This window comes from Serratia sp. AKBS12 (assembly GCF_024793895.1).
Classification (GTDB): domain Bacteria; phylum Pseudomonadota; class Gammaproteobacteria; order Enterobacterales; family Enterobacteriaceae; genus Serratia_F.
In genome coordinates this window covers 1,325,558-1,348,613 of the sequence record NZ_JANUSB010000015.1, presented here as the reverse complement: position 1 = coordinate 1,348,613, position 23,056 = coordinate 1,325,558, and the positions used below count along the sequence as shown (strand labels likewise).

The 23,056-nt window shown below is 56.3% G+C and carries 22 protein-coding genes; 6 read left to right on the top strand and 16 right to left on the bottom strand.

Annotated elements, in window-relative coordinates; all coding sequences use genetic code 11:
- The first annotated feature begins 431 nt into the window (after positions 1-431).
- Positions 432-1,934, top strand: a complete 1,503-nt coding sequence (locus NYE85_RS16205; protein WP_259005753.1) for an 8-oxoguanine deaminase — start codon at positions 432-434, stop codon at positions 1,932-1,934.
- A 145-nt stretch (positions 1,935-2,079) separates the two neighbouring features.
- On the opposite strand, the gene NYE85_RS16200 is transcribed toward NYE85_RS16205, so the two are convergent.
- From NYE85_RS16200 to NYE85_RS16175, 6 genes are all read right to left on the bottom strand, one after another.
- On the bottom strand, positions 2,080-3,495 hold the full coding sequence (locus tag NYE85_RS16200; protein WP_259005752.1) for a cytosine permease: 1,416 nt from the start codon (positions 3,493-3,495) through the stop codon (positions 2,080-2,082).
- 201 nt (positions 3,496-3,696) lie between these two features.
- Positions 3,697-5,163 carry an aldehyde dehydrogenase gene (locus NYE85_RS16195; RefSeq protein ID WP_259005751.1) on the bottom strand — a complete coding sequence of 489 codons (1,467 nt, stop codon included), beginning with the start codon at positions 5,161-5,163 and terminating at the stop codon, positions 3,697-3,699.
- A 9-nt stretch (positions 5,164-5,172) separates the two neighbouring features.
- A complete protein-coding gene (locus NYE85_RS16190; protein WP_259005750.1) occupies positions 5,173-6,210 on the bottom strand; it encodes an LLM class flavin-dependent oxidoreductase in 1,038 nt (345 codons plus the stop codon).
- Positions 6,211-6,229: 19 nt separating this feature from the next.
- The gene (locus NYE85_RS16185) at positions 6,230-7,159 is read right to left on the bottom strand and encodes a flavin reductase family protein (RefSeq protein WP_259005749.1); all 930 of its coding nucleotides are present in this window, start codon (positions 7,157-7,159) and stop codon (positions 6,230-6,232) included.
- On the bottom strand, positions 7,146-7,988 hold the full coding sequence (locus NYE85_RS16180) for an alpha/beta fold hydrolase (RefSeq protein ID WP_259005748.1): 843 nt from the start codon (positions 7,986-7,988) through the stop codon (positions 7,146-7,148). The genes NYE85_RS16185 and NYE85_RS16180 overlap by 14 nt, the downstream gene beginning before the upstream one ends.
- Complete coding sequence (locus NYE85_RS16175; RefSeq protein ID WP_259005747.1) at positions 7,960-8,562, bottom strand: amino acid synthesis family protein; 603 nt, start codon at positions 8,560-8,562, stop codon at positions 7,960-7,962. The genes NYE85_RS16180 and NYE85_RS16175 overlap by 29 nt, the downstream gene beginning before the upstream one ends.
- A gap of 482 nt (positions 8,563-9,044) precedes the next feature.
- On the opposite strand from NYE85_RS16175, the gene NYE85_RS16170 reads away from it, so the two are divergent.
- Both NYE85_RS16170 and NYE85_RS16165 read left to right on the top strand, forming a co-directional pair.
- Positions 9,045-9,722 (top strand): GntR family transcriptional regulator, encoded by a 678-nt coding sequence (locus NYE85_RS16170; protein ID WP_259005746.1) that lies wholly within the window; start codon positions 9,045-9,047, stop codon positions 9,720-9,722.
- 1 nt (position 9,723) lies between these two features.
- Entirely contained in the window at positions 9,724-10,011 is a 288-nt protein-coding gene (locus NYE85_RS16165) for a DUF1330 domain-containing protein (RefSeq protein ID WP_259005745.1), read from the top strand.
- 23 nt (positions 10,012-10,034) lie between these two features.
- On the opposite strand, the gene NYE85_RS16160 is transcribed toward NYE85_RS16165, so the two are convergent.
- Complete coding sequence (locus NYE85_RS16160) at positions 10,035-10,832, bottom strand: aminoglycoside adenylyltransferase family protein (protein ID WP_259005744.1); 798 nt, start codon at positions 10,830-10,832, stop codon at positions 10,035-10,037.
- Positions 10,833-10,980: 148 nt separating this feature from the next.
- Here NYE85_RS16160 and NYE85_RS16155 point away from each other — a divergent pair, with 148 nt between their 5' ends.
- Positions 10,981-11,457, top strand: coding sequence for an Hsp20 family protein (locus tag NYE85_RS16155; protein ID WP_259005743.1), 477 nt, complete (start codon positions 10,981-10,983; stop codon positions 11,455-11,457).
- Positions 11,458-11,515: 58 nt separating this feature from the next.
- Here NYE85_RS16155 and NYE85_RS16150 read toward each other — a convergent pair whose 3' ends face one another.
- The gene (locus NYE85_RS16150; protein ID WP_259005742.1) at positions 11,516-12,637 is read right to left on the bottom strand and encodes an ABC transporter substrate-binding protein; all 1,122 of its coding nucleotides are present in this window, start codon (positions 12,635-12,637) and stop codon (positions 11,516-11,518) included.
- Positions 12,638-12,740: 103 nt separating this feature from the next.
- The gene (locus tag NYE85_RS16145) at positions 12,741-13,337 is read right to left on the bottom strand and encodes a short chain dehydrogenase (protein WP_259005741.1); all 597 of its coding nucleotides are present in this window, start codon (positions 13,335-13,337) and stop codon (positions 12,741-12,743) included.
- A 102-nt stretch (positions 13,338-13,439) separates the two neighbouring features.
- Between NYE85_RS16145 and NYE85_RS16140 the strand changes: the two genes are divergently transcribed.
- On the top strand, positions 13,440-14,327 hold the full coding sequence (locus tag NYE85_RS16140) for a LysR family transcriptional regulator (RefSeq protein ID WP_259005740.1): 888 nt from the start codon (positions 13,440-13,442) through the stop codon (positions 14,325-14,327).
- Positions 14,328-14,451: 124 nt separating this feature from the next.
- Here NYE85_RS16140 and NYE85_RS16135 read toward each other — a convergent pair whose 3' ends face one another.
- The gene (locus tag NYE85_RS16135) at positions 14,452-15,579 is read right to left on the bottom strand and encodes an MFS transporter (RefSeq protein WP_259005739.1); all 1,128 of its coding nucleotides are present in this window, start codon (positions 15,577-15,579) and stop codon (positions 14,452-14,454) included.
- 101 nt (positions 15,580-15,680) lie between these two features.
- Here NYE85_RS16135 and NYE85_RS16130 point away from each other — a divergent pair, with 101 nt between their 5' ends.
- Positions 15,681-16,466 carry a helix-turn-helix domain-containing protein gene (locus NYE85_RS16130; RefSeq protein ID WP_259005738.1) on the top strand — a complete coding sequence of 262 codons (786 nt, stop codon included), beginning with the start codon at positions 15,681-15,683 and terminating at the stop codon, positions 16,464-16,466.
- A 94-nt stretch (positions 16,467-16,560) separates the two neighbouring features.
- On the opposite strand, the gene NYE85_RS16125 is transcribed toward NYE85_RS16130, so the two are convergent.
- From NYE85_RS16125 to NYE85_RS16100, 6 genes are read right to left on the bottom strand one after another with little or no spacing between them, the layout of a single operon-like run.
- Positions 16,561-17,334, bottom strand: a complete 774-nt coding sequence (locus NYE85_RS16125; RefSeq protein ID WP_259006351.1) for an ABC transporter ATP-binding protein — start codon at positions 17,332-17,334, stop codon at positions 16,561-16,563.
- A gap of 18 nt (positions 17,335-17,352) precedes the next feature.
- Positions 17,353-18,216, bottom strand: coding sequence for an ABC transporter ATP-binding protein (locus NYE85_RS16120; protein ID WP_259005737.1), 864 nt, complete (start codon positions 18,214-18,216; stop codon positions 17,353-17,355).
- A complete protein-coding gene (locus NYE85_RS16115; protein ID WP_259005736.1) occupies positions 18,188-19,093 on the bottom strand; it encodes an ABC transporter permease in 906 nt (301 codons plus the stop codon). Before NYE85_RS16115 ends, NYE85_RS16120 begins: the two co-directional genes overlap by 29 nt.
- Positions 19,090-20,127, bottom strand: coding sequence for an ABC transporter permease (locus NYE85_RS16110; RefSeq protein WP_259005735.1), 1,038 nt, complete (start codon positions 20,125-20,127; stop codon positions 19,090-19,092). The genes NYE85_RS16115 and NYE85_RS16110 overlap by 4 nt, the downstream gene beginning before the upstream one ends.
- A complete protein-coding gene (locus NYE85_RS16105; protein WP_259005734.1) occupies positions 20,124-21,755 on the bottom strand; it encodes an ABC transporter substrate-binding protein in 1,632 nt (543 codons plus the stop codon). The genes NYE85_RS16110 and NYE85_RS16105 overlap by 4 nt, the downstream gene beginning before the upstream one ends.
- Positions 21,756-21,788: 33 nt before the next feature.
- Positions 21,789-22,943, bottom strand: coding sequence for a mandelate racemase family protein (locus tag NYE85_RS16100; RefSeq protein WP_259005733.1), 1,155 nt, complete (start codon positions 22,941-22,943; stop codon positions 21,789-21,791).
- Positions 22,944-23,056 lie beyond the last annotated feature (113 nt).

The following is a 23,056-nucleotide window of genomic DNA, read 5'->3' as shown; positions in this document are numbered from 1 at the left end:
ACGGTTAAAATAAGGACGCGCAGGCTGTTGATGAACCGTTGAGCTAACCCCCTGAAAAGCCATTTTTTCTAAGATAATCCTTATGTTATGTCTGAGCTGACCAACGAACGCTCGGTTTGACGATCGGATAAAAGATATGCTGGTAGTCGTTGGTCCGAGAGCGGATTAAGTGATAAAAACGACATCAGAAAGCCCTTTGTTAGCGGTAAGTAAAGAAACTGACTATCCTTGAAACAGCGGATGCAACAGAACGCTGCCCTTTGCAGGGCTAGCGCATCCAGGCACGTATCGACATGCAGAAGCATTTAAAATAAACGTTTTTCTCATAATCAATTGCCATCATTGATATTTCGAATGGACAATTTTGAGTATTGGAAATTTTCATGAAAATCACTGGTGTGTATATGGGGTTATTTTAACAAGGAGTAGTCATGAAGGATAAAAAACCAGATCAGCTACGTCGGTTATTGGTTAAAGCACCTTTGCTGGCTCCATTATTAACAACGCTACCGGCGACAGCCAAAGAGAAACTGTTATATTCCCTTACTGAAGACAAGGTGACAGATGCTATCCCGTTTCAGGGCCAGTCGCTGTTGCTGAAAAACGCAAATATGGTCGTGACCATGGATAAAGACCGGCGCGAAATTAAAAATGGCTGCGTTTTTATCAAAGGCAATACGATTATTGCCGTGGGTTCCGAAAGCGAAGTGCCGCAAACGGCAGACAGAATTATCGATCTGAAAGGTCATATCGTTATTCCAGGTCTGATTAACACTCACCACCATATGTATCAAAGCCTGACCCGTGTAGTACCTGCGGCTCAGGACGGAGAACTCTTTACCTGGCTGACCACGCTGTATCCTATCTGGGAAAAGCTGACCCCTGAAATGATGAAAGTTGCTACCAAAACTGCAATGGCGGAGCTGATGCTTTCAGGTTGTACCACTTCCAGCGATCACCAGTACGTTTACCCGAACGGCATCAAGCTCGATCACAGCATTGAAGCGGCGCAGGAGATGGGGATGCGCTTCCATGCCTGTCGCGGTAGCATGAGCGTAGGCAAAAAACAGGGTGGACTACCGCCGGACTCTATCGTTGAAGATGAAAAGTTCATTCTCAACGATACTCAGCGCTTGATTGAGCAGTTCCACGACGCTAAACGCGGTGCGATGCTCCGCATCGTGGTTGCACCCTGTTCGCCGTTCTCGGTCAGCGAAGGGCTGATGCGCGATTCCGCGAAACTCGCCCGGGCACACGGTGTCTCCCTGCATACCCACCTGGCAGAAAACGTCAGCGATATCGAATACAGTAAAAAGACTTTCAACAAAACGCCTGCGCAGTATGTGGAAGACCTGGAGTGGATCGGGCACGACGTATGGCATGCGCATTGCGTGAAGCTTGACGATTATGGCATTAAGCTGTTTGCCCGCACCGGTACCGGTGTTGCGCACTGCCCTTGCTCCAACATGCGTCTTGGTTCTGGTATCGCGCCAGTGCGCCATATGCTGGATGCAGGTATGCACGTGGGCCTCGGAGTGGATGGTTCTGCCTCTAACGACAGCTCCGATATGATTGGCGAAGTGCGCCAGGCTCTGCTGCTGCAACGTGTTGGTTTCGGCCCGCAAGCGCTGACCGCACGTGAAGCGCTGGAAATTGCCACCCTTGGTGGCGCAAAAAACCTCAATCGCGACGACATTGGTGCGCTGGCACCGGGCATGATGGCGGATATTGCGGTGTTTAACCTGGAAGGCGTGGGACTTGCCGGGGCGCAGCACGATCCGGTTTCTGCACTGGTGTTCTGTAACCCAGGTAAGGTTGCTTACAACATCATCAACGGTCGTGTGGTGGTGGATAAAGGTAAGGTGACTAGCGTCGATGTGCCGGTGATCGTTGAGCAACACAATCGCCTGGCTCATCAACTAGTGAACGGCTAAGCCCTCTGGCGCCGCACAGCCTCCTTGGCCGCTGCCAAGGAGGCGCAGGAAATATTTCAATCTCGCGCAATGATGGTCGACTCTGCCGTGCGGTGGCATACCCTTGATTTAACCACCGGCCCGGTGTACCAGGCGGGCTGGCCGTTTAGCGATCGATGCCGTTGGCGTTTACCCGCATGCCCTTTACCGCCCATACCGGCGGTTTGCGATACAGCAGCGGATAGGCGATGCCGGTAACCACCAGGCTGATTACCCAGGAAATATCGGTCCCTGGCAACAGATTGGCATATGGACCGGCAAAGAAGGCGTTATCGACAAACGGCAATTGCACCACAATGCCGCCAAAGTACACCAGCAGCGCCCGGCCGTTGATCAGACCGTAACGACCGCCGTCGGCGCTAAAAATCGATTCGGTATCATAGCGTTGCCGGTTAATCAGGTAGAAGTCGATCAGGTTGATCATGCACCAGGGGATCAGCACCGAAATCAGGGCAAAAATCAGGTTGAGGAACACCTGGACAAAGTTGGCCGAGGCCACCAGCGCTACCAGTACCGAGCTCACCAACACCAGCAGTGAAAACAGAATGCGCATGCGCGCATTGGGCAACCATTGCGGCATAAAGGTTTGTACCGAGGTGATCAACGACAGCACCGCACCATACAGATTCATCGAGTTGTGACAGATGATGTTGACCAGAAACAGTACCATCAGAATCGGCCCTAGCCAGCCGGTCGCCTGACGTACCGCCACCATGGCATCGTCGGTGCCACCCACCAGATTGACGGCCACCATGCCGAAGACGAATGCCAGGATGGTACCGCAGCAGGCTCCCAGATAGGTGTAGATAAAGGGTTGGAAGATACCCACGCTTTTGGGCAGATAACGCGAATAGTCCGAGGTGTACGGCGAGAAGCTCACCTGCCACACGGCGCAGATGCAAAAGGTGGCGAACCAGCCGGTCAGGCTAAAACTGCCCCGCAGCCAAAAGTCGGCCGGCAACGGCTGCGTCAGCATCAGCCACAGCCCGAGCAGCAAGGCACTGCCCATGATCCAGGCACCTACCTTGTTGATCTTGTGAATGAAGTTATAGCCGACCACGCCAATCAGCGTCGCTACTATCGCGCCGATAATGGTTGCGCTACGGATCTCCAGCGCCGGGATCACGTTATTGATCACCTTGCCCGACAACGTGATGTTCGAAATGAAAAAGCCGAGGTAAATCACCGTGGTGAAAACAATGACCAGCAGCGAACCGTAGCGGCCGAACTGCGCGCGGCTTTGTACCATCTGCGGGATACCGACCTGTGGCCCCTGGGCAGAGGTGAGCGCCAGAAAAATCCCACCAAACAGATGGCCGGCAATAATGGCCGTCAGTGCTGAAAATACGTTCAGATGGAAAGTGTGAGTAGCAATCGCACCGGTCACCACCGCCAGCGGCGCGATGTTGGTGCAAAACCACAGGGTAAACAGACTGCGGGCATGGCCGTGGCGCTCGTTGGCGGGCACATAGTCGATTGATTTGTCTTCAATAAGCGTTGTCTGGTCTGGCTGAGAATGCATATATCCTCCGCGTGGAGTGAATTATTATTTTTAACGGTTGTAGGGTTGCTGCTGAAAAAAACGCGCAACCAACCGGACAACAGCGCGTGTCATCAGAGCCTGATTAGCCGAATGTGTGTCTCCTGACGCCGGCGCGAGCTGGTGTCACAGCGGATTTTCCTCTGCCATGGCGGGCATTGGGCTGCCCGTCACGGCCAACGGTTAGCGCATGATGAAAGGATCGTCGATAGGATCATCACTGGTGCGCAGCCACACCGTTTTGCTGGTGGTATACTCCAGCGCCGCGTCGAATCCGCCTTCCCGACCAAAACCGGATTGGCCGTAACCGCCAAACGGCGCCAGCGGCGATACCGCGCGGTAGGTGTTGAGCCACACCACGCCGGCACGCAATTGGCGTGTGACGCGATGGGCGCGCGTGAGGTTGCGGGTGAAGATGCCAGCGGCCAGCCCGTACGCAGTCGCATTGGCCAGGCGCAGCGCATCGGCCTCATCTTTAAAGCTCAGTACCGACAACACCGGACCGAACAACTCTTGCGATACGCAGTCTGCTTGCGGATTCCGGCTGCAATCGATGATGGTTGGCGGATAGTAAAACCCTGGCAGGTCGATCTCGTGATGCCCGGTCACCAATTCCGCCCCCTGCGCCAGAGAGCGGCTAACGATGGCCTGAATGCGCGTTTTCTGCTGTAGCGTACACAAGGGGCCAAACTGCGTTTCCGGCTGCTGCGGCGCGCCAATAACGATACTGCGCGCCTTTTCGGTCAGCTTGGCCAAGAACGCCGATTTAATGCTTTCCGCTACCAGCAAACGCGATCCGGCGACGCAGCTCTGCCCTGAGGCGGAAAAGATTGCCGCCACCTGCGCATTGGCTGCGCTGTCCAGATCGGCATCTTCAAACACCATAAACGGCGATTTGCCCCCCAGCTCCAGCGAGGTGCTGGCCAGGTTGTCTGCGCTGTTGCGGACTATGTGCCTGGCGGTGTCGGCGCCGCCGGTAAAGGCGATATGATCGACCAGCGGGTGCGCAGTCAGCACCGATCCACATTGTTCGGCGAAGCCGGTGATGATATTGCACACGCCGGGAGGAAAGCCGGCCTGATCGATCAGGCGAGCAAATGCCAGCATCGGTGCCGGTGCCGCTTCGGAGGCTTTAACCACCAGCGTGCAGCCCGCCGCAATCGCCGGACCGATTTTTACCGCCGACAGAAACAGCTGGCTATTCCAGGGAATGATGGCGGCAACGACGCCAATCGGCTCGCGCCGCACCCAGGTTTCCATATCCGGTTTGTCGATGGCCAGTACGCTACCGGACATTTTATCGGCAATACCGGCGTAATAGCGGTAATACTCGGCAACGTAAGCAATCTGCGCCTGCGTTTCGCGGATGATCTTGCCGGTGTCCAGGGTTTCAAGCCGCGCCAGCTCCGGCGCATGCTGCTCCAGTAGATCCGCCAGCCGCAGCAAGAGTTTGCCGCGGGCGCTGGCGGTCATATTGCGCCATTGATCGCTGTAGAAAGCCTGATGGGCAGCCTCCACCGCGCGGTTTACCTCGGCGCTGCGCGCTTCCGCTATCTCGGCCCACGGCGTGTTGGTCGCCGGATTGAGCGAGGGAAAGCGTGTCGCCCCGGCGTCAAACTGGCCGTTGATGTAGAGTTCGAAAAATTCCATGCCGTCCCCCTAGTGAAACTCAGGCATCACGCCGTTGATAAAGCGTTCAAGCGAGGCTTTCTTGCGCTCGAAGCTCATGCCGCTGTCGATCCACAGCGCAAACTCTTCATAGCCCAGATCCTGGTATTTCCTCAGTCGGGCGATCACTTCATTGGCGGTGCCGATCGCCAGGTTCTGGCGCATCGCCTGCGGCGAATAGTAGCTATTGGCGGCAATCTCTTCATCGCTCAGCGGTTGCAGCATCCCCTGCGAAACCGGACGCTGATTCTTGAACCAGGCGCCGAAATAGTTGTAGAAGCGATTGAACTCCACGGCGGCCTGCTGGGCGTCCGCTTCGTCCTCGGCAACATAGCCGTGCTGCAACAGCATGATTTTCAGCGGTTTCTCCGGTTTGATACGCTCACAGGTTTCTTTGAAACAGTTGACCAGCCGCACGATCTCTTCTTCTCCCTGATGCAGCGGCGTCACCTGCACGTTACAGCCGTTTTTAACCGCAAATTCGTGGCTGTTTGGGTCACGTGCCGCCACCCAGATTGGCGGGTGCGGCTGCTGTTTCGGCAGCGGTGACGAGGTGGTTGACGGGAACGACCAGTATTCGCCCTGATGGGCATAATCGCCCTGCCACAGTTGCTTCACCGCCGGGATCAGTTCGCGCATGCGCTGGCCGGCATCCCAGGCGGTCAGGCCCGGCATCAGGCGCTCATACTCGTAGGAATAGGCCCCTCGGGCAATGCCCAGCTCCAGACGGCCGTCGGTGATGATGTCGGTCATCGCCGCTTCGCCGGCCAGACGGATCGGGTGATTGAACGGCGCGATGATGGTGCCGGTTCCCAGCCGCACTCGCGAGGTTCGGTGGGCGATATCCACCAGATTGATGAAAGGATTGGGCGCAATGGTAAAATTCATGCCGTGGTGCTCACCGGTCCAGATGGCATGCATGCCTCCGCGGTCGGCAATTTCACACAGTTGCAGCATCTCCTCATAAAGTTTTTGCTGGGACTCTTCGGGTAACGTCCTTTCCATATGAACGAATAAAGACAGTTTCATCACTCACTCCCGATTACGGTTAGCTGGCAAATTGTTTGATGGCGCCCTGGTTTTCATCGCCGTAATAAATGCTGTAATTACCCACCGCGTTTTCACGCACAAAACGGTTCATCATCGACTGCAAGGCGGTGTCTTTAATCGGCATTGTCACCAGACTCTCAAGCGTGAACCATTCGGCGTGGCGCATAGCGAGCGTCATGCTGCCGGCCTCGGTCGGCAAGGCGCACAGGAACACGATATGCTGTTTGTGCCGTAGGCGATCGTCATAGATGGAATAGACAAAGCCGGGGGTGGCGCCGATCGCCAACTGGTTCATCAGCAGATCCAGCGTTTCGCTGACGCTGCGCTCTCCCACTTCGCAACTCGGTAAGCCATAGCTGCCATCGCTCTGCTTGACCATCACCGCCTGGCCATCAAACTCAATCAACGCACTGACTACGACCGTTGGGCTGGTGATCAGCGATTCGCTATTCTGATATGGCGTGAAGTAGGCGCCACGGTAATAGCCCAATCCGGCGGTGGCATTGGATTCGAACTGTTCTACCCGGCCGATCAAAATGGCGTGATCGCCGGCGTCCACCACCTGGTGCAGCGCGCAGTCAAACCATGCCGAACTGTGGTCTATCAGCGGCACCCCTGCGTCGCTCCAGCGCCAGTCAATCAGCGCAAAGCGATCGTCAATTCTCTGGGCAAAGATATTGGAGGTCTCTTTCTGCTGCTCCGACAGAATATTGATGGCGAAGTGGCTGCATTGCGTGAAGTTGTCCAGATTGGCCGAACGCTTGTCGATGCTCACCAGCAGCAACGCCGGATCCAGCGATACCGATGAAAACGAGTTGGCGGTAAAACCAATCGGCTTATTGTGTTTATCCACCGAGGTCACGACGGTGACTCCGGTCATAAACGCGCCAAAGGCGTCTCGCAGCTGTCTGCGTTTATCCGCGTCCATTGATCACTCCTTCAATATCGTTCTGGCTGGCCTGCCGCTGCGCTGTGGGCCGTAGAAAACCGCGGATCTCGGCATTCACCCGCTGCGCATCCGTCAAACTGACCATATGTTTTGCGTTGTCGATAATCACCACCCGCCCGTTTGGCGCGGCCAGTGCCATTTGTCTGGCCATCTCCGGACTGGAGTTGGCGTCGAATTCGCCGGTGATCACCAGCACCGGACAGCGCAGCGATGACCAGCGTGAGGCATAGACGCGATCGCCGGCGGCAAACGCCTGATAGGCGCGCGCATAGCCCTGCAGATCCACCTGTTGCAGCCAATCGCCCACCTGTTCGCGCAGCCGTTGCTCACCAGGGGTGGCGCTGAACCAGCGCGTCAGCGGCGAATCCAGCTGGGCCTGGCCGCGCGACAGTTGTTCGGCACGATCTAATACCGCCTGGCTGGCCTGCGCTGAACGCTGGAACACGCCGCTGATCACCACCGCATGGTTGGTGCGCTCGGGGTATTCAATGGCGAAACCGGCGGTAATCAACGCCCCCATCGAATGCCCGGCGACAGCGAAATCGGCCTCGGGCTGGGTGGCAAGAAACTCTGCCAGCCAGTGGACGTAATCTTCAAGCGTCGCCGCCTGTCGAAAGCCGTCGCTCTGGCCATGGCCCGGCATATCGACGGCAATGACCCGGTAATCGCGGCTGAACGCTTCGAGCTGCGGATACCAGCACTCGGCGTTCATGCCGACGCCATGGATCAGTACCAGTGGCGCGCCTTCGCCCGCCTCCAGGTAGCTGACCTTCATGTTGTTAAACAGCTGCTGGGTTTTCCTGATCATGTCCTAACTCTTTCAAGTCCATGTAACGGTTGCCGATACGATGATGAGGTCTGCCCCCCAACGCCGCGCCCAAAGCAATCACGATTTCGTCGCTGAAAGGCGCGTCGTTGATGTTGAACTGGAACGTCAGGTAATGCTCGCGGCTACCTTCATCGTTTTTACCCATCATCGGGATCAGAATCGGCGCGTTGGCCGGACCGCGCGTATTGTTGAATGCCAGGTAGCTTTTGCCGTTCACCGCCGAGCGATAATGATTGCCAAAATGCAGGGTATGGATCAGCGCAGAGGCGTGTTCCAGTTCGCCGTCCAGGCCAACGACGGCGCTTTTGCCAAAGGCCTCGATACGATCGCCTGAACCGGCTTCATTGACGATAAGCCCGGTGAGCAACTCCCCCAGCACCGGCGCCATTTCACGGATTTTTGGTGCCAAATCCTGTACGTAGCCCTGGCCGGCCCACGGGTTTTTGACCACGGCCACCGCGGCAATCATCACCAGCGGCGTGTCAGCGGCCTTGCCGCCATCGCTGTAGGTCGTTTCGGTGATAACGAAGGTCTTACGAATATCTGGATGCATACAAACGCCTCGAAAGTAAATCAAATGTTAATGAGTTGTCTCGAGTTGAGGGTATAACATTCGCTCGATTGGTATGTCAAAGTTTGGTATACCATCATACGGTATTCTTTCTGTTATCGGCGTACCTATCCGGGAGTGGTGGATTTTAATGATTAATATTAAACAGTTAGCGGGTTTAAACGCTGAGGGTAGCCGCCCATGGGTTACCGGCTTTCAGCGTTTTTTAATCCCGAAAGATGGCGTGGCAAAGCGTGGAAAAACGCCGGTTGGCAAGGCCTTGCTGCAAGAAAGCGATCTTTTATTCGCCAGATTACGAATCTGTGAGCTATCGCAAATTTACCCCTGTCGGGCAGTGAACGACGTTTGTCGCAGGGAAAACCGGCGTTGATTTGGCGCAGGAAAGGATGTTAATACTAATCTGAATGGGCGCAATTAATTGTTGTTATAAAGACAACTGATAATCCTAAAAAATAGAGATAATCATGATTCAACAGGCATCGTTGAAAATAGAAAATACCCCGGTAACGCTGCGTGAACTGGCGCTGGAAAAAGTCAGGCAGGCGATTATTGCGGGATATTTCCAGGCGGGAGATCGCCTGGTGGAACGCAGTTTATGCGACAGCCTGGGCGTCAGCCGCAGCGTAGTGCGCGAAGTGATTCGTTACCTTGAAGCCGAAGGGCTAATTGAAATTTTGCCCAAGAAAGGCCCTATTGTGGCTATTTTAACCTGGGATGTCGCGGAGCAAATTTATAATATTCGTTTGTTACTGGAACAAAGTGCCGCTCACGACTGTGCACTGAATGCCAGCAAACAGGATAAGAAAATACTGCACGACAAATTAATGGCGATTAATCAGGCATCGGCTGAACAGGATGATATTAAGCGCGTTGCCGCGTCGCAGGCCTTTTATGAAACTATTTTCCAGGTTGCCAAACATGCCATTGCCTGGGAAATCGTCCAGCGTTTGAACAGCCGCATCAGCCGGCTGCGCGCGCTGACGTTGAAAAGCCCGGAGCGGCAACTGGCCGGTTTTGAACGAATGACGCGTATTTATCACGCCATTGAGCAAGGTGATGGGCAATTGGCCAAACAGGAAGTGCTGGAACATTTGACCGAAGCCTCTGCCCTGGCAAAACGTATATTGCAACAGGAGTCCTGAGATGCCCGCATATTGGATTGCCCACGTTACGGTAAAGGATCCGCAGCGCTACCAACATTACATGCATATCGCTCCGCAGGCTTTTCAGCAGTATAACGCCCGTTTTCTGGCACGCGGTGAGCAGGCTATTTCCTTGGAGGGGACGGCGTATGTCAAACATGTCGTCATTGAATTTGACGATTACGCCACCGCGCTGGCCTGCTACCACTCTGACGCCTATCAGCGGGCGAAGCAGCAGCGCGACGGTGTAGCAGAGGTGATGATTACCATCGTCGATGGATTGGCCTAATCCCCTGCATCTATGGCCTGTATTCAGCAAGCTGGCGCCAACAGTCGGCAGATATGGCGTTTGGCAAAGCCGATAAATTCGGCAGTCGCGCCAGCCTGAGTGGCCAGAGTGTCGGGAGCCAATCCCAGATAGGCCTGCTGCGCGGTGCGTAATACCGGTGCATGGCGGGCATCAATACGTTCCAGCAACCAGGCGGCGGCCTGCTGTTTGGGGGCAATCTGCCCGGTTGCCGCGCTATACCAGATGCGAGCCAATGCGAGAACGATGTTCCGCTCGTCCCCGTGCCAGTCATCTGGCGTATTCCATTGCATGACCGTGTCACCAAGAGCCTGAAGGAAATCCCGTTGCGGTATCGCGTCGAACAGTTCCTGCGCTACTGGCCCTTTCAGTGGCACACTGCATTGCCGGACTTTGGTCAGCAGGATCGCCAGATCGTGATCCTGCATCGGCATTTCGAACTGGTGGTGCAAAATATCCTGCCGTAACCATTCGCCAAACTGCAGCTCGCGTTTTGCCGGGTAGCGCCAAGGCACTATCTCTGCAAGACTGACAACCGTGACCTCCAGCGCCCGCAGCGCACTGTCTGCCGCCGGTGGCGCCGAAACCGCCAGCAGCGCGCGCTGCAACCCCTGCCGCAACTGCGCCGACGGCGGCGTGTGCACGGTGACCAGCAGGTCAATATCGCTGTGCGGTTGCAGGCCGCCCTCGAGCGCCGAGCCAAAAAGATGTATCGCGCACAGCGTGTTGCCCAGGTGGCGTTGCAGCTCCGCCTCGGCGAGCGCCAGCTGGCGCGTTATCGTGATGGGGATCTGCCGATCCATTGGATGTACCTCTGCTGGGGAAACGGGGGCTTGAAATTTTCCCGAACATCCCCAGATTGATCGTGGGTTGATAGCAGTGAGTATCGTCGTGAGCAATGATACTCGCCATTTTTTATCGAGTGAAACCTGACATATAGGAGGTAATATCATGGCCTATCGTCCCTTCTCTCTGATACCAACTATCACTGACAACCTGTTCTCCGACCGCTTTGATCGCATGGATCGGTTATTCAGCCGCTTGACCGGCGATGCTCCGTTGTCTGATACGCCAAGTTACAATCTGATTCAACGCGACGACACCCATTATGAACTGACGGTCAGCGTGCCTGGATTCCAGGAAAGTGAGCTGGATATTGCAGTGCAAAATACCCAATTAACGATTTCTGGCAAGCGTGAGACATCGAGCAACGATGAGCAGATAAAATGGCTGCATCGCGGGATTTCACAATCTGCCTTTACCTTGAGTTTCAGCCTGAGCAACCGTATCAAGGTCGGCAGTGCCAATCTGTCCAACGGCTTGCTACAGTTGAGTCTGGAGTATGAAGTTCCCGAAGAGGAAAAACCGCAGCGTATCGCCATCAGCAGCGGCGGCCGCGAGGGAAATGTCCTGGAGCATCAGCAATAATATTAACTGTCGGGCCCCGTTTGGGGCCCGTAGATATTGGCTGACGTGAGGTTGGCGATCACTGCGCCGGCAATGAAACCCAGTAGCCCGGTTTGTACGGCAGCGGCAGGAATTTTTGATGGAACTCGCGGAAGGTGGCGTCCGGATCCAGATCCTTGAACAGTTCTGGGTGCAGCCACTTGGCAATTGCCTGGATGGCGACAAACTGGTACGGGCTGTCATAAAACTGATGCCAGATGGCATGAACGTTACCGTTGTGCGCCACCGGCAGCGTTTTAAATGCTGGCCGCATCATCAGCGCTTGCAGGCGTTTCGTTGCTTCTTCCACATCGGCCCCCGGCCCTACGCCGACCCATTTGCCCACGGTATTGTAGTTCTTCCAGTTCGCGCCGGTGACGATCACCACCTCGGGGTTGCTGGCAATGATCTGTTCAGGATTGAGCGTGCCAAAGGTGCCGGGGATCAACCCCTTGGCGATGTTCTGCCCGCCGGTCACTTCCACCATGCGACCAAAGTTCTCATCGCCGAACGACATGCAGCATTCGTCGTCATAGCCCCCGGCGCGGTCAATCATCACCCGTGGGCGGTGGCCGGTGAAGTTCGCCAGTCGCGAGGTGACGATGTCAATCTGCTGCTGGCGGAAGCGAATAATCTCCTCGGCGCGCTGCGGCTTGCCCAGTACCTGTCCCATGATGTGAATGCTTTTCTCGGCGTTTTCGAACGGTTTTTCACGAAAATCGATGAACACTACGGGAATATCGAGTTTTTCCAGCTTGGCGATCAAGCCGCCTTCGTCGGTTGCCGCTTTTGACTCCAGGTTCATCAGCACCAGATCCGGCTTCAGCGTCAGCGCCTGTTCAACGTTGAAAGTACCGTCTTTGGCACCGCCAAAGGTCGGCAATTTCTTGATCTGTGGATATTTGTCTTCGTAGGCTTTATAGCCGTCATAATCTGCCTTGTGGAAGTCGTCACGCCAACCGACCACCCGTTTGAACGGCTCTTCGGTATCAAACGCTGCGAGCAGGTACATCTGCCGCCCTTCGCCTAAAATGATACGCTGCGCCACGCCGGGCAGCGTCACCTGCCGGCCGCTGACGTCAGTGACCACGATTGGCGCAGCAGTTGCCGAAAACAGCAGACTGATACCAATCATTCCCAGAAATAGTTGCCATCTTTTCATTATTTGCACCTAATTGAATGATAATGATTTCTTTTCTCAAAAAAGCGCAGATAATATGGCCTAACTCGCAGCGTTTGAAAAGACACAAAAATTAATGCAACCGTCACCAGACGCGATAGACTTTTCCGCTGTCGATGCCCTCGATGCTGCGTCGGTAAGCCATGGCTACTCTGCTTACCGGCGCGCTGTCAAAGCCCGGGAAGAAAGCGCCGTATTTTTCTAATGATTCGCTCAATACCGTTGGGCTGACCACGTTGATTCGCAGTCCCGGCAATTCACAGGCGGCCGCCAGAACAAATCCCTCCAGCGCGGCGTTGACCGCGGTAGCGTTGACGCCGGTGCGGATCGGCTGTTGCGCCAGAATTCCACTGGTCAGCGTGAACGATCCACCTGGATTAAGGTAATCTTTGCCGATCAACACCAGCTGTACCTGCCCCATCAACTTGTCATGCAGACCGGAGGCAAACTGTGCGCTGGTCATTTCTGCCAGCGGTGCAAAATGTACGCTGCCGGTCGCCGCCACGATTGCATCGACCCTACCGATGCGGGCAAACATTGCTCTGATGCTCTGTTCCTGCGTTAAATCAACCTGCAATTCCCCCTGCGTCTTGCCGACGCGAATAATTTCATGCTCGTGCTCCAAAGCGCTAACAATGCCACTACCGAGCGCGCCACTGGCACCAATCACCAAGATCTTCATTTTTTTCTCCACTCGCGTTAAACAGGATTACATAGTGATACAGTTGTATTAGCGGAAAAATGGCTAAAAAATTTACTCATCCCAAACTAAAAGTTAGCAATCATGAATAAATTACGCTGTATGGAAGTATTTATCGCGGTGGTTGAGAGCGGCAACTTCAGCGAAGCGGCAAAGCGGCTGGATATCTCGTCGGTGATGGTGGGAAAAATGATCGCCCAGCTTGAAACATTGCTGGACACCCGGTTGCTGCAACGCAATACGCGGCGACAGCACCTGACGGAAGCCGGGAAAGCGTGGTATCAGGACAGCCTTGGCGTGATGGCCGCCCTGCGCAGCGCCGAAGGACGCATTGAAAGCCTGCGGCAGTTCCCTGCTGGCAGTCTGCGCATTTCGGCCCCCACCACGCTGGGCAGTTGCGTGGTGGCCTCGTTGTGCAGCGAGTTTCAACTCCGCTATCCCGAGGTATATATCGAGTTGGAACTGAGCGATCGTTTTGTCGATCCGATCGCCGAAGGATTCGACTTTGCCATTCGCGTTGGCCAATTGCCGGACGATAGCCCGTTTGTTGCCCAGCGCCTTGGTGACTATAAAATGGTGATTGCCGCCTCGGCGGATTATCTGTCCAGCCATCCGGCGCCGCAGAGTATGGCCGATCTGCCTGCACACCGCTGTTTGCGCAATACATTGTGGAACAAGCGTAACGCCTGGCGTAGCGGCGATCTGCCGCTCTGGCCGGAAAATACCGTTTTTAGCTGTAATGACGGCCAAGCGCTGCGGCGTGCCGCATTGGCCGGCGCCGGGCTGATCCTGCAACCGCAGCTGTTGCTGGCCGACGATATTCGTCAAGGGCGATTGATCAGCCTGCTGGAGCACGCCCTGCCTGCACCGCGGCCGATCCACCTGCTGTGGCGACAAGACCTGCGTGCCAGTGCCAAACACCGCAGCTTTATTGACTGGATGCGCGAGCAGGCCCCGGCCGCGCTGGCATAATCGCCAGCGTTGCGATGGCGGGATTACGGCCAATTAATAACATGCCTATCGACCTGTTGGCCGCAAATAAATAATAGCCCGTATGTCCGTACAATTTTTCAGGATATGAAAAATCAATATTTACTTACCTTCGGTACATGCTTAATAACGACGCCATCAGCGCACAAACTGTCAGAACCAGTCCCAGTTGCTGCACCATGCCGGCGAGTCCCAGCATCATCCCCAGCAACAGATAATAGCTCAAGCCGAACAATGCTCCCGCGGCTCCGGCCTGTTCGCGATAACGGTGCAGCGCCTGGCTCAGCACGTTGGGTATCGCTATGCCATAGGCAATTACAATCCCGGCTACCGGTACAAGTATCCACGCCGAGTGTTGCAACCACCAGGCAGCGACACCGGAAAGCAAAGCCAGAGTACATGCATGACGTACCAGCTGTTCCGGTGTCATACCGGTCGTTAACAGTTTCCGGTTCAGGAGGCTGCCCGACAGTGAAGCAAGTGCCAGTAAGACCCCTGTCCATCCAAATGCTCTGGAACTCCACCCCAACAACCTGAAAAGAAACGGAGCCAGGCTGTAATAACTGAACAGCATAGTATTAAGCAGGGCAACGAGCATTGCATTTTTCCAGAGCACACCGTCCCGCGCCATGCGGGAGGCCAGACCGCCCCCCCGGGTTCCTGGCGTGCTCTCCGGCCGCGTTTCCGGCAGTATAACTACCGTCAGCACAAGCAACAGCACTGCCAGCGATGCCAGGGCAATAAATACGCCGGTATGGCCGTACAGACTGACCAGCCAGCCGCCACTTACCAGACCGAAAACCGGACTCAGCGCCAGTGCTGCGCCCATAACGGAAAAGATCCGGGCCAGCGCGGTTGATTCATAACTGTCCCTCAGCATGGTCTGCACCACAACAGACCCGGCGGCGGCGCCCATGGCTGCCACCATACGGGTCAGTAGTAATACGCTGAAATCGGTGGCAACAATTGCCATTGCAGAACCTGTTCCGTAGCAGAGGAGACCGGCCATCATGGCCGGACGTCGTCCGAACAAGTCACTCAGCCAACCCCACAGTGCCACCCCGACAGCAAAGGCGACAAAATAGACTGAAAGAGTCTGAGCGGCGCGCTCACTACTTACCTGAAAAGATCGGGCGATGTCCGGCAACGCAGGGCTGTATACGGTTTCGACCACCTGTGGAAACATAATCAGCAGTGTCAGCAGCCACAGGGGCGGCCGAATAATGGTATTCATGACAATATCCAGGGAAACAGAGAACTGAAGGATATTATTGCTGAAACAACAGCGACTTATTATCATAACAAGGACTTTAAATATTAAATATCGGACAACCAATGAAGATTAACCCCGGCGATATTTTCGATCCGGATAATTTTAATGAACCGGTAATAGGAATTGCGTCCGAGATGGGCGTACACGATTCGGGGCGACACAGTCACCTTCGTCATCAGTTGCTCTTTTCGGCGTCGGGGAGCATCACGATTGAACTGGAAGAAACGCTGTGCCAGCTTCCACCCCGTCGTGCTGCATGGATCCCGGCAGGGACAGTTCATCGCGCCATAATGCGTGGCGTGCTGGCCTATCGTTCCCTCTACTTTTCAACAACGCTGCCGTTATCTGTACTGCCACTGCAGATAGTCGAGGTTAATCCCCTGTTTTTTGAAGTCATCGAACGTATGGCATTCTGGCCATGGGGAATGCCTGCAGAGCAACAGGCCAGTCTCATCACCGTTTTTTGTGAAGAAATACAGACTGCGCGCAGAGAAAACTGGACGTTACAGCTCCCCTCAGACACTCGCCTGAACTTATGGCTGGACAAGGTACGCATGGGCGAATTACCCCCACGCCTTGGCCAGTTGGCCCAACAGGTTGGTGCGTCTGAGCGCACGATAAGCCGGGTCTTTATCAGAGATACCGGAATGAATTATCAGAACTGGCGGCAGCAGTGGAGGCTACTGAAGGCAATGGAAATGCTGTCTGACGGATGGCAGTTAAGCCATGTGGCACAACAGCTGGAATTTGTCAGCGACAGTGCATTCATCACGTTTTTTCGGCAGCATACAGGTACGACACCGGCACGTTATTCACTTAAAAACATTACTGAAAACCAACCCCATTGAAAGTTATAAATTAACAAATATCAATAAGCTAACGTGTTTTTTATTTTTCATAAAGGTTGATTTTCAACCTTTATGTAGGCGGCCGTATCATCGATTAATAGGCCGCCACCTGGCGTGCCATGTCGCGCGTGTAGCGTTGGCTGGCGTTGATCAGCATTTGCGCATAGGCGGTGGTTGCCGCGCCGCCCACCAGCGCGTCGGTGGTGAGTGTTTCAACGATTTTGCCGTGCTGCATCACTGCCACCCGATGACACAGATGGGCGATCACCGCCAAGTCATGGGTTACCATCAAATAGGTCAGATTGGACTCGCGCTGCAAATCCGCCAGCAGGTTGAGGATTTCTGCCTGCACCGACACATCCAGCGCCGAAGTAGGCTCATCCAGCAACAGCACCTGAGGTTGCAGAATCAACGCGCGGGCAATCGCCACCCGCTGGCGCTGTCCACCGGACAGTTGGTGCGGGTAACGGTGGCGAAACGCGCGGTTCAGCCCAACCTTATCCAGCAACACGTTGATGCGGGTATCGCGCTGCCCGATGCGGTGAATCTGTAGCGGTTCTTCCAGGATATCGCCAATGGTATGTCGCGGGTGCAGGGAACCGTAAGGATCCTGAAACACCATCTGCACCCGGCGGCAGCGTTGCGCTTCGATGCGCCGCGTCAGCGGTTGTCCGTCGATGGTCAATTCGCCGTCCCAGTGGGTGAACAGCCCGGCCAGGCATTTGAGTACCGTGGTTTTCCCCGAACCGGATTCCCCCACCAGGCCGTATATCTCACCGGCCCTGACAGCAAAGCTGACGTCATGCAAGACCTGGGTACGTTGGTCGCCGGAGCCAAACAGCAGGTTCAACTGGCTGACATCTATCATATGTTTCATCGGACTCTCCTATTCAGCCAGCCAGCTGGCCTGACGCTGCAATACCGGTAACCGTGCGCGGCGACGTTGCATGTCCGGCAGCGCGTCGATCAGTCCTTGGGTATAGGGGTGTTGTGCGCGGTGCAGTTCTGCGGCGGCAAGCGATTCGACGATGCGCCCGGCATACATCACCAGCACCCGGTCACAGAAACTGCGAACCAGATTGATGTCATGACTGATAAAAATCAGCCCCAGCCCGCGAGACTGAACCAGATCGTCGAGCAATCCCAGCACTTGCAAACGCACCGACACGTCCAGCGCCGAAGTGGGCTCGTCGGCAATGATCAGTTCGGGTTCGGTGATCAGCATCATGGCGATCATGATGCGCTGCCCTTGCCCACCTGAAATTTCGTGCGGATACAGCCGGTAGACCCGCTCTGGTTCGCGAATACGCACCACATCCAGCATTTCCAGCACCTTGGTCCTGGCCTGCGAGCGTTGGCCGGGATGGTGCGTCAGCCAGGCTTCGGCAATCTGTTCGCCGACGCAGATCACCGGGTTAAGCGAATACTTCGGATCCTGCATAATCATCGACATGCGCTTGCCGCGGATCTGGCGCATGCCGGCCTCGGAAAGGTGGCGTAAATCCAGCGTGCCGAACTGCATTCGGTCGGCGCTGACGCGCGCCTTGCTGGGATGCAGGCGTAACAGCGCACGGCCCACGGTGGACTTGCCGGAACCGGACTCACCGACGATTGCCAGCTTTTCCCGGCCAAGCTGAAAGGAAACGCCGCGTACCGCCTGGGTGACCAGGCTACCGTTGATAAAATCGACGTGCAGATTGCGCACGTCCAGCAGCGGCAGATTATTCGCTGCGAGGGTCGAGGATGTCACGTAAGCCGTCTCCCAAGAAGTTGAATGCCAGGCTGTTGATCAGGATCGCCAACCCCGGAATGGTCACCACCCACCAGCACTCCATCATGTAGCTGCGACCGCTGGAAATCATCGCCCCCCATTCCGGTTCCGGTGGCTGCGCACCGAGGCCGAGAAACCCCAGCCCGGCCGCGGTGAGAATGATGCCGGCCATATTCATGGTGATGCGGATGATCACCGACGGCAGGCACAGCGGTACGATGTGGCGCCACAGTACCCGCAGCGGCGACGCCCCTTGCAGGCGTACGGCAGAAACAAAATCGGCCTGTCGCAGCGAGAGCGTTTCCGCTCTCGCCAGTCGTGCTATCGGCGGCCAGGCGGTCAGCGTAATGGCGATCACCACATGTTCCAGCCCTGGCCCCAGCGCGGCGACGAAGGCCAACGCCAGTACCAGGCTTGGGAAGGAGATAAAAATGTCGGTGACCCGCATCAATACGGTGTCGACCTTGCCGCCAAAATAGCCGGCGGTGACGCCCAGCAACAGCCCCAGCGGACCCACGGTCAGCGAAACCAGCAGCACAATGTAAATCGTGATACGCGATCCGTAGACCAGACGGCTGAAGATGTCGCGACCGAACTCGTCGGTGCCGAACCAGTAACGGGCGCTGGGGGGACTGAGGGCCTGATCGAGGTTTTGCACCAACGGGTGGTATGGTGCAATCCACGGCGCAAACAGCGCAACGATCAACAGCAGCAGTACAATACCGCCGCCGATGGCGGTCAGCGGGTTGCGTGTCATCTGGCTGATAAACCCGACGCAGCGCAGCAGGCGGCGCAGCAGACGTTGGCGTGATTCGCGCCCTTCGCCGCCGAGCGGCGATTCCAGTGAAATCGTCATGATTTGGTCCTCGGATCGAACAGTTGATACAGCATGTCGGACAGCAGGTTGATCAGTACAAAAATCACCCCGACCAGCAACACGCAGCCCATCACCGCATTCATATCCCCCAACAGCAAACTGCCGGTGAGATACGAGCCGAAACCGGGCCAGGAAAATACCGTTTCAATCAGCACCGCACCTTCCAATAGCGAACCGTAGGCCAGTGCCACCACGGTCAGCAGCTGCACCAGAATATTGCGAAATGCATGGTTCCAAATCACCTGCCATTCGCTTAGCCCCTTGACGCGAGCGGTGATGACAAACTCCTGTGAAAGCTGCGCCAGCATAAAGCTGCGGGTCATGCGGCTGATGTAGGCCAGAGAATGGAACCCCAGCAGGCAGGCCGGTAGCACCAGATGGTTGAGCGCGTTGAACAGCACCGTGCCGTTACCCGCCAGCAGTGCATCGACGGTGATCATGCCGGTGCGATGCGGCACCTGGCCTTCCAGTCCCAGATCGAGCCGCCCTGCGCCGCCAACCCAGCCGAGCGCAGCATAGAACAGCAGCAGCCCCATCATGCCGACCCAGAAAATCGGCGTGGAATAGCCCGCCAGACTGATGACGCGCACAATGTAGTCCGCAGGCCGATTGCGGCGTGCCGCCGCCAATACGCCAAGTGGAATACCCAGTCCGGCGCCGATGACGATCGCCACCGTGGCCAATTCCAGCGTCGCCGGGAACACCCGCAAAATATCGTCGGCGACCGGCTTACCGGTCAGCAGCGCATTGCCCAGATCGCCGTGCAGCAGATTGCCGAGGTATACGCCAAACTGGGTCAACAGCGAGCGATCGAACCCCAGTTGCCGATAGACCTGCTCATAGGTGCTTTGGTCGGCGTCCGGACCGACGATCGCCAGCACCGGATCGACCGGCATGACACGGCCGATAAAAAAGGTCAGCACCAACAGTCCGAACAGGGTGATCAATACTTGCAACAACCGATTTGAAAACCGCCGCGTGCGCGAACCCGGCGCCAGCAAAGTGAGCATCATCCGTTGTCTCCTCCGGCGGATGCCGGTGTTTTGTAAACCTCACGCAGTAAGGTGGTGGCGGAAGGATGCGGCTGATAGCCGTGCACCTCGTTGCGCACCGCCACCGAATCCACCATTTGCGACAGCGGGATCAGCGCCGGGATCAACTGGTCGTAGCGCAGCTGGATGGCCTGGTAGGCAGCCTGTTGCCGTTGAGCGTCGCGTTCCAGTAGCGCCTGGTCGATCATCTGATTTAACTGCGGATCATAGAAACCGGTTCGCCAGCCCTGAAAATTGGTCAGTTTTGCCGCATCGCGATTATCGGGGTTATAGACCAGCGCCCGCAGGCTGGAGTGTGGATGCGGCTCCATGCCGCTGCCGCCACGACCAACCAGCATGTCGAAGCGGCGTTCGCGCATTGCGCCGTAAATCTGATTGCCGGTGCCGGTGATGATGCGCGCGTTGATGCCCGCTTGCATCAGCGTGGACTGAACGGCGATGGCGATATTGAGGAACGGTTGATCGGCCAGTACCCGCAGGGTGGTGGAAAAACCGTCCGGATAGCCAGCTTCCGCCAACAGTTTTTTGGCGCGAGCCACGTCCAGGCGATAGCCGGGATCGGGCAGCGTGGCCGGCATACCCGCCTTGATCGGCCGTTGGTGCAGTACGCCGTAGCCTGGCATCAGCGCTTTATTGATCCCCTGATAATCAATCAGATAACGCACCGCTTCGCGCACCTTGGCATTAGCGAAATGCCCTTCCTTCATGCTCATCGCCACGTAGTACATGGTGCCGCGCTGTACCGTGTCGACGGTAACTGCCGGGTCCTTGCGCAGTGCGTTGATGTCGGCCACCGCCATATTATTGGCAATATCCAGATCGCCTTTGGCCAGCATCAGGCGCAAGGTCTGCGATTCCTGGAAATGCCGCAGCACCACGCGCGTCAGCTTTGCCTCGGGCCGCCAGTAATGCGGGTTGCGCTTCATGCGCAGCACATCCTTGGCTTGCCAGGTTTCCAGGGTAAAAGGCCCCGATCCTGCTTCGTTGGTGGTTAACCAGCGGTTGCCCCAGTCACCGTTCTGCGCATGCTGCTGCACCAGCTTGCTGTCCAGCACCCCCAGATTGCCCAATGCCGCCAACGAATAGATCACCAGCAGGGGATCGTTGGCCTTGGGCAGCGTGATCTGCACGGTACGATCGTCGAGCGCACTGACCAGGTTATCGATGTTTTGCCGACTAAAGCCGTAGGACTTCCACACCGAGGCCTGAGCCAGATTGAGGTGCAGCAGGCGGCGCATCGACCACACCACGTCGTGCGCGCTCAAGGGATTACCTGAGTGAAATGTGACGCCGTCACGCAGGTGAAACGTCAGTGCCTGGCCGTCGGGGCTGATATCCCACGAACTGGCCAGTGCCGGCCGCACCTGGGTCAGCTGTTGCGGATCCAGCTCAACCAGCGAATCGTAAAGATTGACCAGGATACCTGGCGCTTCATTACCGGTCATTGCCGCCGGATCGAGCGTCAGCAGGTTATTCATGTTCATGCCGACGATCAGCTGATCGTCGGGGGTTTTCGCCCACGCCGTGACGCTGCCCAGCGTGAGAGAGAGCGCAAGCAGGTACGCTCCCGCCAGAGAGACTCTTTGCATCGCTATATCGCCTGTAGGGTACGTTATTATGCGTCAGTCGTGGCTGACGGTATTGGCTTCGATATACGCAAAATTAATGTCTTCGCCCAACCCCGGGCGATTTGGCAAATGCACAAAGCCCTGCGAGTCCATCGGATCGATCAACCCGTTCAGATAGGACGCCGGTTGGTCATAGTCGAGGAACGGGTGCAACAGGCCGCGCTCATACCAACGGCAGTTGCGGATTGCGCCAACCACCGCCAGGCTGGCGGCGCCGTTGCCATGCACTTCGCAATCCATGCCGAAGGCCTCCGCCAGATTGGCCACTTTCAGGCAGGGCGATATGCCGCCAACGCCGTTGGCGCCGGCGCGTAAAATATCGCAGGCGCCGGCCTTTACCCAGTCGGCGCGGCTGTGATGTTTGCCGCCGAGGCTTTCCGGGCCGATAACGTCGATCGACAGATTCTGTGCCAGCCAGGCGTAGGAGGACATGCTCTCTTCCTGCATTGGCTCTTCAAACCAGGCAAAATCGAGTTTTTCCAATGCCTTGCCGATCATTAACGCCTCGCTGCGGCTGTACCAGTGGTAGCCGTCCAGCATCAGCGCGATGTCTGGCCCCACCGCTTCACGCACCGCTGCACAGGCTTTGATGTCCATCTTCGGATCTGGCGCGAAGGCTACCGGCGGCATCCAGGTGTGCAATTTGATGGCCTGATAGCCACGCGCCACCAGTTTTTCGGCAAATTGCGCATATTCGTCTGGGGTCGACAGCCCGCCGGCCAACTCATCGCCGCACATGGTGCTACCGTATGCCGGCACTTTGTCGCGATAACCGCCCAGCAGTTGCCAGACCGGGGTGTTCAAGGCCTTGCCGATCAGATCCCACAACGCCTGTTCGACAAACGACAGCGCACGCTCGGTCAACTGATGGGCACTACCGCGTTGCCATTGCGCCAGTGCCTGCCAGATCCGTTCTCGATGGAACGGATCTTGGCCGACCATCACCTTGCGGAAAAAGCTATTGACTACATGAGGGCGCACCACTTCTGGAGGCGCAAAAGCATGGCCGACGCTACCGTCGTCGGCGGTGATGGTGAGCATCGCCATTTTTGCCAGGTTTTCGTCGCCGGGGTGCGAATGCCCTGCGCTGTCAGCCACGCGGCGGGTGGGATAGTGGAAAATGGTGACGTTTACAGATTCAATTTTCATCAAAGGCCCTTTGAACGGATAACTCACGACTGCCGTGACGCGCTACGTACCGCTGCGTTGATACGTCTGTCGCCATGAGGAGTAAATGCAATTTTCTTTTTTTTAAAAATGCG